This window comes from Pseudomonas sp. TE3910, assembly GCF_056279025.1.
The window spans coordinates 1,947,534-1,962,187 of sequence record NZ_JBWBQN010000001.1 but is presented as its reverse complement, the minus strand read 5'-3'; the positions used below and the strand labels follow the sequence as shown (position 1 = coordinate 1,962,187).

Below are 14,654 nucleotides of genomic sequence, written 5' to 3'. Positions count from 1 at the left end.
TTCTGTGTAAAGACCTCATGCTTGTAGATTCCCATTGCCACCTCGACCGTCTCGACCTTACCGCCTGCCAGGGCTCTCTGGATGCTGCCCTGGATGCTGCCAGGGCGAGGGGGGTTGGGCACTTTCTGTGCATTGGCGTCAGTGCGGAGAATGCCGCAGCGGTGAAGGCAGTCACTGAGCGCTACGGTGATGTCGACTGTTCGGTAGGGGTTCACCCACTAGACCTGGCACCCGGTGCCGAGCCGGCCCTGGACTGGTTGCTGCAGGAGCTGAATCACCCCCATGTCGTGGCGATCGGTGAGACCGGCCTGGATTATCACTACGAGCCTGAAGCTGCCGAGCTGCAGCAGGACTCTTTTCGCCTGCACCTGGATGCCGCGCGTATCACCGGCAAGCCGGTGATCGTGCATACCCGTGCGGCGCGCGCCGATACCCTGGCACTGCTGCGTGAAGCTGCATTGCCGCAGGCTGGCGTGCTGCATTGCTTTACCGAGGACTGGGACATGGCCAAGGCTGCGTTGGACCTGGGTTTCTACATTTCCCTTTCCGGCATCGTCACCTTCCGTAATGCGGATGCCTTGCGCGATGTCGCACGCCAGGTGCCGGTCGATCGCCTGCTGGTGGAAACCGACTCGCCGTACCTTGCGCCGATTCCATACCGCGGCAAGCCAAACCTGCCGCAGTATGTGCGGGAAGTTGCGGAGTTCGTTGCCATGCTGCGTGGGGAAACCTACGAGCGGCTTGCCGAGCAGACTACAGCTAACTTCAAGCGCCTGTTTCCATTGGCGCGTGTCGCCAAGCACTGAATCGCAGGCAAAAAAAACCCGGGTTCTGGGGGGTGAATCCGGGTTAAGACCATTAGGAGTAAAACAAAGGTACTCAATCCTTTCGCACCTTTATCAGCGCGACACTTGGGGGGGGTATGCCGCGCTAACAGTTCAAGTATTGGTCAGGATTGGCGCTATTCCACTGCAGGTTGGTCGATTTTTAAACAAATTTGGAATACGCGTGGGGTTGTTGAGCACTCATTGCTCTGCAAGCCGGCGTACCAAGGCCAGTGTTTCGTCGATCACGCGCTTATCTGTGTAAAAATGTGGGGAAAAGCGTATACCCGGTCCTCGCGGTATGCAGACGACCTGTTCGGCTTTGAGTGACTGGTACACCTGCGCATGTTCCTGGCCATCGATGCTGAACGAAACAATCCCGGCGCGGCGGGAGGGCTCCAGTGGGCTGTGCAGGCGCACGCCGGGGATGGCGGCAAGCCCATTGCTCAGCCATTGCACGCGTTCTTCGATGGCGCTGGCCACGCGCTCCATGCCCACTTCTTCCAGCAACGACAGGCTGGCCTCCAGGGCCACAGCACCGAGCATGTTCGGGCTGCCACATTCAAAGCGCCGTGCACTGCGCGCCGGTTCCCAGGTGGTACGGTTGTAATCACCCATATGTTCAAGCATATGCCAGCCATACTCGCTGAGCTCCAGCTGTGGCCGAATTTCGGCGCGGCAGTAGAACACCCCGAGCCCCTCCGGGCCGAGCATCCACTTGTGGCCGTCAGCCATGGCAAAGTCGCAGTCATAGGCCTGGACATCAAAGGGCAGGGCGCCCAGTTGCTGAATGGCATCGATGCAGAACAGCACGTTGCGCTCGCGGCAGCCGCGCCCCAGGCGCGTAAGGTCCAGGCGAAGCCCGCTGGCGAACTGCACGGCACTGATTGCCAGTAGCCGCGTGCGCGCATCACAGGCCTCCAGCAGGTCGCCTTCCGGGTCGTGGCCCTTGAGGCTGACTTGTCGGACCTTCACGCCTTGGTTGGCCAGCGCCTCCCAGACCACCCGATTGGAAGGGAACTCCTCATCGCTGATGACGATTTGATCGCCAGCCTGCCAGTCGAGGCCGAAGGCGACGAACGACAGTGCTTCCGAGGTGTTTTTGACCAGCGCGATATCATCCGTCGACGGTGCGTTCGTCAGGCGCTTGAGCCGTTCGCGAAGTCTCTGCTCCATGGCCATCCAGTCTGGATAGTCGCGGGCGCCGATCAAAACGTTCTCGTTGGCGAAGCGTGAGACCGCCTCGCTCGCGCGTTTTGGCCAAGGGGCGACGGCGGCATGGTTCAGATAGCGGAGGCCGTCAGCGTGTGGGAACTCATCATGAAACATAGACATGGTTGGATGATCCGTGCATTTTGGCGCAAGTTAGGCATAATACCTGGCTTCGATTTTGATCCAGTCCTTCTTATGCAGAAAGAACCTCGTAAGGTCCGTGAGTTTCGTCGCCGTGAGCAAGAGATTCTCGACACCGCGCTCAAGCTGTTTCTCGAACAGGGTGAAGACAGTGTCACCGTCGAGATGATCGCTGATGCTGTCGGTATCGGCAAAGGCACGATCTACAAGCACTTCAAGTCCAAGGCGGAGATCTACCTGCGCCTGATGCTCGACTATGAGCGCGATTTGAACCAATTGCTGCACTCTGCCGACGTCGACCGCGATAAGGAAGCCCTGTCGCGTGCCTATTTCGAATTCCGGATGCGTGATCCGCAGCGCTACCGGTTGTTCGACCGCCTGGAAGAAAAGGTGGTCAAGGGCAATCAGGTGCCGGAGATGGTCGAGGAGCTACACAAGATCCGCGCATCCAACTTCGACCGTCTGACCCTGTTGATCAAAGGGCGTATCAGTGAAGGCAAGCTTGAGGATGTCCCGCCATACTTCCATTACTGTGCCGCCTGGGCGTTGGTGCATGGTGCCGTAGCGCTCTATCACTCGCCGTTCTGGAGCAATGTGCTGGAAGATCAGGAAGGCTTTTTCCAGTTCCTGATGGATATCGGTGTGCGTATGGGCAACAAGCGCAAGCGTGACCCCGAAGCCTCCGGTAACTGAGCCGCTCGGCAGAGCTTTAGTGCTACTGGCGTGAGTCACTCGGGAATATACTCGAGGATGAGGCTTGCAAATACCTGATTTTTGAGTCAGGTTTTGCAAGCCAACTTCATTCGTGCCGGAGTCATCATGATCGTCGATCATCAAGGCAGACGCTTTCGCAATTTGCGTGTCAGCCTTACTGCCGCCTGCAACTACGCCTGCACCTATTGTGTGCCGGACGGCAAGCGGCTGGTCGCGGCTCAGGATGAGCTGTCGGCTGAGGCAATGGCGCGTGGTGTTGCCTACCTGATCGAGGCGGCCGGTATCGAGCGCCTGCGCATCACGGGCGGGGAACCGCTGGTCAGCCCGAAACTTGAAGCCTTTCTCAAGGCCGTTGCCGGTTTCGGCCTGGATGAAATCAGCCTGACCACCAACGGCCAATTGCTGGCGCGCAAGCTGCCGTTGCTGATAGAGGCCGGAATTGCGCGGCTTAACGTCTCCCTCGATACCCTGAATGCCGAAGCCTTTCGCAGCATTGCGCGTGGCGGCGACCTGGCCACTGTGCTCGACGGCATGCGTCAAGCCAGCGCTGCGGGAATGAAGATCAAGGTCAATATGGTGCCGCTGAACGGGCAGAACCTTGATCAGGTGCTACCGCTGCTGGATTACTGCCTGGAGCACGGCTATGAGCTTCGCTTCATCGAGTTGATGCGCATGGGGCATCTGGCGCGCGACAGTAATGCCTTCTTGCAGCAGTTTGTTGGCCTGCAGCAGTTGCTGCAGGTAATTGGTGAGCGCTACGAGTACTTGCAGGCCGATGCGCCGGTCGATGCGACCGCCTTGCGCTACTGCATTCCCGGCCAGGGCTTCTTTGGTGTGATTGCCAATGAAAGCGTGCCGTTTTGTCGTACCTGCTCGCGTTTGCGGTTGTCGTCCACAGGCTGGTTGCATGGCTGCCTCTCTTCCAGCAATCGTCACTATGTCGGTGATCTTCTGGACAAGCCGCGCCACCAGGCACTTCCCGCGTTGCAGGGCTTGCTGGTCAAGGCATTGGCTGACAAGCAGCCGGTGGCCTTCTCGGGTGGTGCAACGGTGATGAAAATCATCGGTGGTTAACCTGGTCCTTCTGGAGCTGGCGCAAAATCTGCATCTGCCGGCTATTCGCCGGTTTTCCGTCGCCGGCCATTGGAGGAAAGATGCGTAGCCTGGTTGTGCTGCTGGCGCTGACGGCGCTGAGCGGCTGCATGAATGTCAGCGATATGGGCGAGGGTGCCCGTTACCATTTGAGCGATGCCGGCTTGCTCGATCACAGTGAGACTCGGCGCTCGATGTCATTGCGGCTGCAACCCGACTCGTTTATCTATATCGGTCAGGGGGCGTTCGTACCGCCTGGCGGCGCTTACCCGCGCCCTAACGTTGTGGCTGAAGAGGCGTTCAAGGGGTTCATTGAGTACTTCCCGATGGTGCGTCGTGCTCAGGGGCCATTGGGGCTCGAAGACGCGTTGAATGAGGCGCGGTCAGTGGGGGCGCATTACCTGTTGTATGCACGCTTTGCCAAGGCCGATGACCGTATTGGCAATGGCGACGAATGGTATGACCAGCAGGCGGTCGATCGTCTGGGGATCGACACCGGTGTGATTCAGTTGATGTTGATCGAAACCAATACCCGCTACTTGATCGATACGGCTCGGATCAAGAGTCGTGGCGGTTTGCTGACGTTCCACGACAATAAACCGGAAGATTTGCTTGCCCAGCCGCTGGAAGACTACGCTCGCAGCCTGTTGGGCATGAGTCTTTGAGGAAGGGATGATGGACGGTACCGGCAAGGCTAACGATTTATTGGCGCAGATCCCCAAAACAGAAAAGGGGCTGCCACCGGTGCATCTGTGGAATCCGGACTTCTGTGGCGATATCGACATGCGTATCGCCCGTGATGGCACCTGGTACTACATGGGTACCCCGATCGGTCGCAAGCCGATGGTTCGGTTGTTCTCGACCATCATCCGTCGAGATGGCGATGACTACTTCCTGATTACGCCGGTAGAAAAGGTAGGTATCAAGGTTGACGATGCGCCTTTCGTTGCTGTCAGCCTGGAGGTGCAGGGGAGTGGCGAGCAGCAACTGCTGCGCTTTACCAGCAACGTCGACGAGCAGGTCGAGGCCGGTGCTGAGCACCCATTGCGTTTTGAAATTGACCCGCTAACGCAGGAGCCTTCGCCCTACGTACACATGCGCAGCAACCTTGAAGCGCTTATCCACCGCAATGTGTTCTACCAGTTGGTGGAGCTGGCGGTGCATCGGCGGATTGATGAGGAAGACTGGCTGGGTGTGTGGAGTGGGGGGCGTTTCTTCCCGATCGGTCGAACCTGACAGCGCGGTCGTTCAGCACATTGATTGTCAGTACGGATTGTCAGTGTGCTGAAACGAAAAAACCTCCAGTGCTTGCGCAACTGGAGGTTTTTCATATGTTTGGCTCCGCGACCTGGACTCGAACCAGGGACCCAATGATTAACAGTCATTTGCTCTACCGACTGAGCTATCGCGGAATCTGTGGCGTATCTTACTGATTGCTAAGGGGAAGTCAAGCTTTTGCTAACTTCCCCTTGGCAAAAAACAGCTTACAACACCTCGACGATTGCCTTGGTCACCACGTGAATGTTGCTCTGGTTCAGCGTGGCGACGCAAATGCGGCCGGTATCCAGGGCATAGATACCGAATTCGCTCTTCAGGCGGGCAACCTGCTCAACTGTCAGGCCGGAGTAGGAGAACATCCCGCGCTGGCGACCGACGAAGCTGAAGTCGCGCTTGGCGCCGTATTCGGCCAGCAGTTCGACCATCTGCTTGCGCATGCCGTGGATGCGCTGGCGCATTTCACCCAGCTCGGCTTCCCACATGGCACGCAGTTCCGGGCTATTGAGCACGGCGGCGACGATGCTTGCACCGTGAGTCGGTGGGTTGGAGTAGTTGGTGCGAATAACGCGTTTGACCTGCGACAGTACCCGCGCGCTTTCTTCCTTCGACTCGGTCACGATGGACAGTGCGCCAACGCGCTCACCGTACAGCGAGAACGACTTGGAGAACGAGCTGGAAACGAAGAAGCTCAGGCCCGACTCAGCGAACAGGCGCACAGCAGCGGCGTCTTCGGTGATGCCGTCGCCAAAGCCCTGGTAGGCCATGTCGAGGAATGGCACGTGACCTTTGGCCTTGATGACCTCCAGGACGTTTTTCCAGTCTTCTGGGCTCAGGTCGACGCCAGTCGGGTTGTGGCAGCAGGCGTGCAGGACGATGATGGAACCCGACGGCAGGGCGTTCAGGTCTTCCAGCATGCCGGCGCGGTTTACGTCATTGGTGGCGGCATCGTAGTAACGGTAGTTCTGTACCGGGAAACCAGCGGCTTCAAAGAGCGCGCGGTGGTTTTCCCAGCTTGGGTCACTGATGGCGACGACAGCGTTTGGCGACAGTTGCTTGAGGAAGTCGGCACCAATCTTCAGTGCGCCGGTACCACCGACGGCCTGGGTGGTGATCACGCGGCCAGCGGCCAGCAGTGGCGACTCGGCACCGAACAGCAGCTTCTGTACCGCCTGATCGTAGGCAACAATACCGTCGATCGGCAGGTAGCCACGGGAGGCGTGCAGGGCGGCGCGTTGGGTTTCGGCTTCGATGACCGCGCGCAGCAGTGGAATGCGCCCCTCTTCGTTGCAGTAGACCCCTACACCCAAGTTGACCTTGTTGGTGCGGGTATCGGCGTTGAATGCTTCGTTGAGGCCCAGAATGGGATCGCGTGGTGCCAGCTCGACAGCGGAAAACAGGCTCATTATTACCTTGGCTCTGAATGGAGGGTGAAAGAGGTCGCACGCTCCAGTCGGATGCACTAGAGCGGTGCATAAACGGGGAGTCAGTATAGTGATACCCATCGGTCACGGCGACAGCCTGACGCAGCTTTTCCTGCTGTTTGGCCGATTATTTTTTTACCGTTAGTCGATTTACCGGGTTGAATGCAGGAAAAGCACCGCATGTCAGGTTGAAACTGGCGTCAGGTGCCCTTCATTCGGTATAAATACTGTCTATAAATACAGTTGCCTGTATCCGTACATTTCAGGGGTTTGTCATGTCCGAGTTTCAACTCGTCACCCGTTTCCAGCCAGCTGGTGATCAGCCAGAAGCCATCCGCCTGATGGTCGAAGGTATCGAGGCCGGGCTTGCACATCAGACCCTGCTCGGTGTGACCGGCTCTGGCAAGACGTTCAGCATTGCCAACGTCATCGCTCAGGTTCAGCGGCCAACATTGGTACTGGCGCCGAACAAGACCCTTGCGGCGCAGTTGTACGGCGAATTCAAGGCGTTTTTCCCGAACAACGCCGTGGAGTACTTCGTTTCGTACTACGACTACTACCAGCCTGAGGCCTATGTACCGTCGTCTGACACCTTCATCGAGAAAGATGCGTCGATCAACGACCATATCGAGCAGATGCGCCTGTCGGCGACCAAGGCGTTGCTGGAGCGACGCGACGCGATCATCGTGACCACCGTGTCCTGCATCTACGGTCTGGGCAGCCCGGAGACCTACCTGAAAATGGTGCTGCACGTGGACCGTGGCGACAAGCTCGACCAGCGTGCCTTGCTGCGTCGTCTGGCCGACCTGCAGTACACCCGCAATGAAATGGATTTTGCTCGTGCCACCTTTCGCGTGCGCGGCGATGTGATCGATGTGTTTCCGGCCGAATCGGACCTGGAGGCCATTCGCATCGAGTTGTTCGATGACGAAGTGGAGAACATTGCCGCGTTTGATCCCTTGACTGGCGAAGTGATTCGCAAGCTGCCGCGCTTCACCTTTTACCCCAAGAGTCACTACGTCACTCCGCGTGAAACCCTGCTGGAGGCGGTGGAGGGCATCAAGGAGGAGCTCAAGGAGCGTCTGGAGTACCTGCACAAGGCGAACAAGCTGGTCGAGGCGCAGCGTCTTGAGCAGCGTACCCGTTTCGACCTGGAGATGATCCTTGAGCTGGGCTACTGCAACGGTATCGAAAACTACTCGCGCTACCTCTCGGGACGTCCTGCCGGTGCGCCGCCGCCAACCTTGTACGACTACCTGCCCGATGACGCCTTGCTGGTCATTGACGAATCCCACGTCAGTGTTCCTCAGGTTGGCGCCATGTACAAAGGCGACCGTTCGCGCAAGGAAACCCTGGTCGAGTACGGTTTTCGCTTGCCGTCGGCGCTGGATAACCGACCGATGCGTTTCGATGAATGGGAGAGCGTCAGCCCCCAGACCATTTTTGTCTCGGCAACCCCGGGGCCTTACGAGGCCGAGCATGCGGGGCGGGTGGTCGAGCAGGTGGTGCGGCCGACAGGGCTGGTCGATCCGCAGGTCGAGATACGTCCGGCAACCACGCAGGTGGACGATCTGCTTTCGGAAATCCGCAAGCGTGTCGCGGTCGAGGAGCGGGTGCTGGTGACCACCCTGACCAAGCGCATGGCTGAAGACCTGACCGACTACCTTGCTGATCATGATGTTCGGGTGCGTTACCTGCACTCGGACATCGACACGGTCGAGCGGGTCGAGATTATCCGCGACCTGCGCCTTGGAACCTTCGATGTCCTGGTAGGCATCAACCTGTTGCGCGAAGGCCTGGATATGCCGGAAGTGTCGCTGGTGGCCATTCTCGATGCCGACAAGGAAGGTTTCCTGCGTTCGGAACGCTCGCTGATTCAGACCATTGGCCGGGCTGCGCGGAACCTCAATGGCCGGGCGATTCTCTATGCCGACCGTATGACCGGTTCGATGCAGCGCGCCATCGATGAAACCGAGCGCCGTCGGGAGAAGCAGGTGGCCTTTAACCTGGCCAATGGCATCGTGCCCAAGGGCGTGGTCAAGGACATCACCGACATCATGGAAGGAGCCACTGTCCCCGGTTCGCGCAGCAAGAAACGCAAAGGCATGGCCAAGGCGGCAGAGGAGAGTGCGCGTTACGAAGCCGAACTGCGTTCACCGGCCGAGATCACCAAGCGCATCAAGCAGCTGGAAGAGAAAATGTACCAGTTGGCCCGAGACCTGGAGTTCGAGGCCGCGGCCCAATTGCGGGACGAGATCGCGGCCTTGCGTGAGCGCTTGTTGACGGTCTGACCGCACAGGTCAGTGTGCTTCCCCGGCCTTGAGTCCTGCTGGCAGTTTACGTGTCAGCAGGACCACCAGCATGCTGATTGCCAACCCGAGCCCAACCCAGTGGAACGCATCGTTGTAGGCCATGATTTGCGCCTGCTGATGGGTGATCTCGCTGAGCTTGCCCAATGCTGCGGTTTCACTGCCCAGCTTCTCCGCGAGCAACCCCAGGCGTTCGGCAACCTGCGGATTGCTGGGCACCAGTGATTCGCGCAAATAGTCGAAGTAGACCTTGGTGCGGGCGTCCAGCAAGGTTGCCAGCAGGGCAATGCCGATGGCACCCCCGAGGTTGCGCAGGATATTGAACAGGCTCGATGCCGAGCCCGCGTCCTGGGGCAGGATGTAAGCGGTAGCAATCAGCGAAATGGTCACCATGATCATCGGTTGGCCGAGGGCGCGGATGATCTGGATCTGGTTGAACTGACTGCCGGCAAAGTCCGGGTTCAGTACCCCGGAGCTGAAGCTGGCGATGCCGAACAGGGCAAAGCCCAGCGTGCAGAGGATTTTTGGCGAAATCACCTTCATCAATTGTGGAACCAGCGGAATCAGAAACAGCTGGGGGATGCCCATCCACATGATGACTTCACCGATCTGCAGGGCGTTGTAGTGCTGAATTTGCGCCAGGTACAGCGGCAGCAGGTAGACCGAGCCATACAAGCCAAAGCCCATGCCGAGGCTGGCAATACTGCACAGGCCAAAATTACGGTTGCCAAGGATGCGCAGGTTGATCAGCGGGTTGGGTTTGGAAAACTGCAGAATGACAAAGGTAATCAGGCTGAAGGTGGCGATGCTGAGCAGGCTGACGATCAGGCTCGATTCGAGCCAGTCTTTGCGGTGACCTTCCTCCAGGAAGACCTGCAGGCAGCCCAGGCCTATACCCAGGCTGACGATGCCTGCGTAGTCGGTGCTTTTTAGCAGCTCCCAGTGCGACGCCTTTTTCTCCAGGCCATAGAGCATGCCGGCAATCATCAGCAGCCCGGGCGGGATGTTGATATAGAAGATGTATTCCCAGCCCCAGTTTTCGGTCAGCCAGCCGCCCAGTGTCGGGCCGATGGAGGGCGCGAAGGTGGCGGTCATGGCAAACATGGCCATGCCCTTGGCGCGGTGGTGTTCCGGTAGCTTGATCAGGGTGAGGCTGAAGGCCAGCGGGATAAGTGCGCCGCCGGTGAAGCCCTGCATTGCACGAAAGATGATCATGCTTTCCAGGTTCCAGGCCATCGAACACAGCAAGGATGACCCCAGAAAGCCCAGCGATACCCAGGTCGCCAGGCGTCGAGCCGAAAGCAGTTGTACCAGCCACGCGGTGAGCGGAATCATGATGATTTCCGCGACCAGATACGAGGTGGAAATCCAGGAGCCTTCTTCCAGGGTCGCTGACAGCGCCCCCTGGATATCCTGGAGCGAGGCGTTGGTGATCTGGATGTCCAGCACCGCCATGAACGCGCCAAGCATCGCGCTCATGACGGCAATCCAGTCCCGTCGGCTCGGTTCGCCGATGGGGCGGATCAAGGCGTCACCGGCCATTGTCAGGGTTGCCGGTGCTGCGCAGGTCGACTGTGGCAGTGACAGACATGCCAGGCCGAATCTTGCCGTGCAGTGCGTTGTCTGGGGCGAAGGTCAGTTTCACCGGAATGCGCTGAACCACCTTGGTGAAGTTGCCAGTGGCGTTGTCCGGTGGCAGCAGGCTGAACTGGGCGCCAGAGGCTGCGAACAGACTGTCGATCCGGGCTTCGATCGGCGTATCCGGGTAGCTGTCGAAGCGCAGTTCGGCGCGCTGGCCGGGTTGCATCTTGCCGATCTGGGTTTCCTTGAAGTTGGCCTGAACCCAGATGTCCTGGTCTGGAACGATCGACAGCAGGTAGGCGCCGGCCTGCACATATTGGCCATTGCGCGCGGCACGTTGCCCGATAAAGCCGCTGATCGGCGCATGGATTTCGCTGCGCGTCAGGTTCAGTTCGGCCTGGGCCAGCTCGGCGCGGGCACTGGCGATCTGTGCGTCGAGGCGTTTGATCTCGGCACTGAGGGCGTTGACCTGTTGGCGCTGGCCCTGCAGGTCAGCCTGGGCCTTGCTCACCTGGGAACGTGCGACATGGCTTTCCGCTGACAGCGTGGTAACGCGCTCCTCCGAGACAAAACCGGGTTTACGCAGTGCTTCTGCCCGATTGAGGTCCAATTGGGTGCGCTCGAGCGTGGCTTCGTTGGCGGCAACCTGTGCTTGCCCTGCGGCGATCAGGCTGGCTTGTTGGGTCAGGCGGCTTTCGGCTTGCAAGCGCTCGGCCTCTCGTGTCGCGAGGTTGGCGCGAGCGTGTTCCACCGCCAGGTCGAAGTCGTCACGTTCCAGGCGAACCAGTACCTGGCCTTTCTCCACCCGTTGGTTGTCCTCGACCAGTACCTCGTCGATACGTGCGCCAAGTTGGCTGGAAATACGCGTGATTTCACCTTGAACATAGGCGTTGTCGGTGGTTTCGTAGAAGCGTCCCTTGAGGTACCAGTGCGCCAGGAAGGCGAGGGCGATGAGCAGAGCCAGCGTGAAGAAAATCAGCAGGCGACGTTTGAGTTGGGCAGGCATGGGTACGATCGTTCTAAAAATGTAAGCAGATTTAACAGCGTTTGGATCCGCTGGCACAAGTGACGATCGCGCCCATTGCTGGAGCCGAGTGCCCGCTCCCTGTTAACATCCAGCCTTTGTTTCATCTCTTGTTCGAGACTCTCAATGACCACCGTTCGCACGCGAATCGCGCCATCGCCGACTGGCGATCCCCATGTCGGCACCGCTTACATCGCCCTGTTCAACTACTGCTTTGCCAAGCAGCACGGCGGTGAGTTCATCCTGCGTATCGAAGATACCGACCAACTGCGATCGACCCGTGAGTCCGAGCAGCAGATCTTCGACGCCCTGCGCTGGCTCGGTATCGAGTGGAGCGAGGGGCCGGACGTCGGTGGCCCGCACGGCCCTTACCGGCAGAGTGAGCGTGGCGATATCTACAAGCAGTACGCTCAACAACTGGTCGACATGGGGCACGCCTTCCCGTGCTTCTGCACCGCCGAAGAACTGGACCAGATGCGTGCCGAGCAGATCGCGCGTGGCGAGACGCCGCGTTATGACGGTCGCGCCTTGCTGCTCTCGCCTGAGGAAGTACAGCGCCGTCTGGCCGCGGGCGAGCCTCACGTTATCCGCATGAAGGTACCGACCGAAGGTGTCTGCGTGGTGCCGGACATGCTCCGTGGCGACGTCGAAATCCCGTGGGACCGTATGGACATGCAGGTCTTGATGAAGACCGATGGCCTGCCGACCTACTTCCTGGCCAACGTCGTCGATGACCACCTGATGGGCATCACCCACGTCTTGCGCGGTGAAGAATGGCTGCCCTCGGCACCGAAGCTGATCAAGCTCTACGAGTACTTCGGCTGGGAGCAGCCGGTGCTGTGCTACATGCCGCTGCTGCGTAACCCGGACAAGAGCAAGCTGTCCAAGCGCAAGAACCCGACCTCGGTGACGTTCTACGAGCGTATGGGCTTCATGCCCGAGGCCATGCTCAACTACCTGGGGCGCATGGGCTGGTCGATGCCGGACGAGCGTGAGAAGTTCTCCCTGGCCGAGATGGTCGAGCATTTCGATCTGTCGCGGGTTTCCCTGGGTGGGCCGATCTTCGATATCGAGAAGCTGTCCTGGCTCAACGGTCAGTGGTTGCGCGATCTGCCGGTCGAGGAGTTTGCTGCTCGCGTTCAGCAGTGGGCCTTCAACAGCGATTACATGATGAAGATCGCACCGCACGTGCAGGGCAGGGTGGAAACCTTCAGCCAGATCGCGCCACTGGGCGGGTTCTTCTTTGAAGGTGGCCTGAAGCTCGATGCGACGCTGTTCGAGCACAAGAAACTGTCCGCTGATCAGGTTCGTCAACTGATGCAGTTGATCCTGTGGAAACTGGAAAGCCTGCGTCAGTGGGAAAAGGATCGCATCACCGGCTGCATTCAGTCCGTGGTCGAGGCGTTGTCGCTTAAGCTGCGCGATGCCATGCCGCTGATGTTTGCCGCGATTACCGGTCAGGCCAGTTCGGTCTCGGTGCTCGACGCCATGGAAATCCTTGGCCCGGACCTGACCCGCTACCGCTTGCGCCAGGCGCTGGACCTGCTGGGTGGTGTGTCGAAGAAAGAAAACAAGGAGTGGGAGAAGCTGTTCGCGTCCATCGCGTAAGCGTGCTGCCTTGCATAACGCCCCTGTGGCGCCGGCAACCCCGGCCTCACGGGGGCGTACACCCCTGAATTACCGGGTGTTTTCCCGGTGAGGGCGGTAAGTGTTTGTTATCTCGGAAAAAAACTTTGGATTTTGTTGAAAATTTATTTGACAGGTCTTTGATCCGATCTTAATATGCGCCCCGTCCACAGCGATGAACGAAACGAAACGCGAAGCACCCAGCCCAGCGATTCAGTTCAAAGCGACTTGTGGGGCTATAGCTCAGCTGGGAGAGCGCCTGCATGGCATGCAGGAGGTCAGCGGTTCGATCCCGCTTAGCTCCACCAATTTCCAGGTTCGCAGTTGTTGTCTAACTGCGAATACGATCAGGATGAAGTCTGATCGATTGGTAGAAGGGTTGCGTCCCCTTCGTCTAGTGGCCTAGGACACCGCCCTTTCACGGCGGTAACAGGGGTTCGAGTCCCCTAGGGGACGCCAGTTTTACACAAGCGATGTCGTAAGAGGTCGCTGCGCCGCGAGGCGAAAAATCTGGGGCTATAGCTCAGCTGGGAGAGCGCCTGCATGGCATGCAGGAGGTCAGCGGTTCGATCCCGCTTAGCTCCACCAATTTTGCCAGGATTCGTGAAAACGGATCTGCACGAAGGTTACATGTCCCCTTCGTCTAGTGGCCTAGGACACCGCCCTTTCACGGCGGTAACAGGGGTTCGAGTCCCCTAGGGGACGCCAATTTACCCGCTTTGCGGGATTTCAAGGCTCATTCGATTATTGAATGAGCCTTTTGTTTTTGTTCCGAAAAAAGTTTTGAGCCTGGCGCGATGAGCGGCGGGCTTTTTTGCTTGCCAAAAAATATTATGTAGATAATATTTCGATCATAATATTTTGAGGTGTGCCATGAACGACAAGAAGGTCAAGACCCGCGATCGGATTCTCGACGCCGCTTGCAGTGCGTTGATTCAGCACGGTCCGGTAGAGCCTAGCGTCAACCAGGTGATGGGGGCGGCTGGGCTTACCGTCGGTGGTTTTTATGCTCATTTCGAAAGCAAGGATGCGTTGATGCTCGAGGCCTTTCGCCAGTTGTTGGGCGAGCGTCGATCCTTGCTGGCACAGGTCGATCCGGCACTTGATGGTGAAGGCCGTCGGGCCCTGGTGGCGGCATTCTACCTGTCACGTAAGCACCGAGATGCGACCGAGCATGCATGCCCGCTGCCCACTTCCTTGAGCGAAATGACGCGCTTGCCCGACAGCTTCCGTCAGGTCCTGGCCGAGCACATCGAGCTGATGATGGTTCAACTGGCCGATCGTCCTGAGGACGCCGACAAGGTCCTGGCTGATCTGGCCTTGATGGTGGGTGGTCTGGCATTGGCGCGTGCGCTTGGTACCGATGAGCTGTCTGACCGTGTCCTGCGTGCCGCCAAGTCGGCGGTGATCTGATCGTGTAACAGGAGCAAAG

At 58.8% G+C, this 14,654-nt stretch carries 12 protein-coding genes and 5 tRNA genes; 12 read left to right on the top strand and 5 right to left on the bottom strand.

The features are described from left to right. Positions 1-17: 17 nt before the first annotated feature. The gene (locus ACZ9H3_RS08765) at positions 18-806 is read left to right on the top strand and encodes a TatD family hydrolase (RefSeq protein ID WP_065761318.1); all 789 of its coding nucleotides are present in this window, start codon (positions 18-20) and stop codon (positions 804-806) included. Between the two features lie 219 nt (positions 807-1,025). Here ACZ9H3_RS08765 and ACZ9H3_RS08760 read toward each other — a convergent pair whose 3' ends face one another. Further along, positions 1,026-2,159, bottom strand: coding sequence for an aminotransferase class V-fold PLP-dependent enzyme (locus ACZ9H3_RS08760; protein WP_065761481.1), 1,134 nt, complete (start codon positions 2,157-2,159; stop codon positions 1,026-1,028). A 72-nt stretch (positions 2,160-2,231) separates the two neighbouring features. Between ACZ9H3_RS08760 and ACZ9H3_RS08755 the strand changes: the two genes are divergently transcribed. From ACZ9H3_RS08755 to ACZ9H3_RS08740, 4 genes are all read left to right on the top strand, one after another. Beyond that, positions 2,232-2,870, top strand: a complete 639-nt coding sequence (locus ACZ9H3_RS08755; protein WP_065761482.1) for a TetR/AcrR family transcriptional regulator — start codon at positions 2,232-2,234, stop codon at positions 2,868-2,870. Between the two features lie 126 nt (positions 2,871-2,996). Then, entirely contained in the window at positions 2,997-3,965 is a 969-nt protein-coding gene (locus ACZ9H3_RS08750; protein WP_409278755.1) for a GTP 3',8-cyclase MoaA, read from the top strand. A gap of 80 nt (positions 3,966-4,045) precedes the next feature. Then, a complete protein-coding gene (locus ACZ9H3_RS08745; protein WP_065761483.1) occupies positions 4,046-4,648 on the top strand; it encodes a DUF4823 domain-containing protein in 603 nt (200 codons plus the stop codon). A gap of 10 nt (positions 4,649-4,658) precedes the next feature. Then, positions 4,659-5,219 carry a DUF1285 domain-containing protein gene (locus ACZ9H3_RS08740; RefSeq protein ID WP_476220384.1) on the top strand — a complete coding sequence of 187 codons (561 nt, stop codon included), beginning with the start codon at positions 4,659-4,661 and terminating at the stop codon, positions 5,217-5,219. Positions 5,220-5,319: 100 nt separating this feature from the next. On the opposite strand, the gene ACZ9H3_RS08735 is transcribed toward ACZ9H3_RS08740, so the two are convergent. Together ACZ9H3_RS08735 and ACZ9H3_RS08730 are read right to left on the bottom strand one after the other, a co-directional pair. Then, a tRNA-Asn gene (locus ACZ9H3_RS08735) sits at positions 5,320-5,395 on the bottom strand. Between the two features lie 72 nt (positions 5,396-5,467). Next, complete coding sequence (locus ACZ9H3_RS08730) at positions 5,468-6,664, bottom strand: amino acid aminotransferase (protein ID WP_065761485.1); 1,197 nt, start codon at positions 6,662-6,664, stop codon at positions 5,468-5,470. 293 nt (positions 6,665-6,957) lie between these two features. Between ACZ9H3_RS08730 and uvrB the strand changes: the two genes are divergently transcribed. Next, positions 6,958-8,973 carry an excinuclease ABC subunit UvrB gene (uvrB, locus tag ACZ9H3_RS08725; RefSeq protein ID WP_065761486.1) on the top strand — a complete coding sequence of 672 codons (2,016 nt, stop codon included), beginning with the start codon at positions 6,958-6,960 and terminating at the stop codon, positions 8,971-8,973. A 9-nt stretch (positions 8,974-8,982) separates the two neighbouring features. Here uvrB and ACZ9H3_RS08720 read toward each other — a convergent pair whose 3' ends face one another. Continuing rightward, on the bottom strand, positions 8,983-10,533 hold the full coding sequence (locus ACZ9H3_RS08720) for an MDR family MFS transporter (RefSeq protein ID WP_476220381.1): 1,551 nt from the start codon (positions 10,531-10,533) through the stop codon (positions 8,983-8,985). After that, positions 10,523-11,578: an HlyD family secretion protein gene (locus ACZ9H3_RS08715; RefSeq protein ID WP_476220379.1), complete on the bottom strand. Its 1,056-nt coding sequence runs from the start codon at positions 11,576-11,578 to the stop codon at positions 10,523-10,525. Before ACZ9H3_RS08715 ends, ACZ9H3_RS08720 begins: the two co-directional genes overlap by 11 nt. 144 nt (positions 11,579-11,722) lie before the next feature. On the opposite strand from ACZ9H3_RS08715, the gene gltX reads away from it, so the two are divergent. From gltX to ACZ9H3_RS08685, 6 genes are all read left to right on the top strand, one after another. After that, positions 11,723-13,204, top strand: coding sequence for a glutamate--tRNA ligase (gene gltX, locus ACZ9H3_RS08710; protein ID WP_102053701.1), 1,482 nt, complete (start codon positions 11,723-11,725; stop codon positions 13,202-13,204). Between the two features lie 250 nt (positions 13,205-13,454). Next, positions 13,455-13,530 (top strand) — tRNA-Ala (locus ACZ9H3_RS08705). A 75-nt stretch (positions 13,531-13,605) separates the two neighbouring features. Then, positions 13,606-13,681 (top strand) — tRNA-Glu (locus tag ACZ9H3_RS08700). Between the two features lie 53 nt (positions 13,682-13,734). Beyond that, positions 13,735-13,810: transfer RNA gene (locus ACZ9H3_RS08695), tRNA-Ala, on the top strand. Between the two features lie 44 nt (positions 13,811-13,854). Then, positions 13,855-13,930, top strand: a tRNA-Glu gene (locus ACZ9H3_RS08690). Positions 13,931-14,095: 165 nt separating this feature from the next. Beyond that, positions 14,096-14,635 carry a TetR/AcrR family transcriptional regulator gene (locus tag ACZ9H3_RS08685; protein WP_476220376.1) on the top strand — a complete coding sequence of 180 codons (540 nt, stop codon included), beginning with the start codon at positions 14,096-14,098 and terminating at the stop codon, positions 14,633-14,635. Positions 14,636-14,654: the final 19 nt, after the last annotated feature.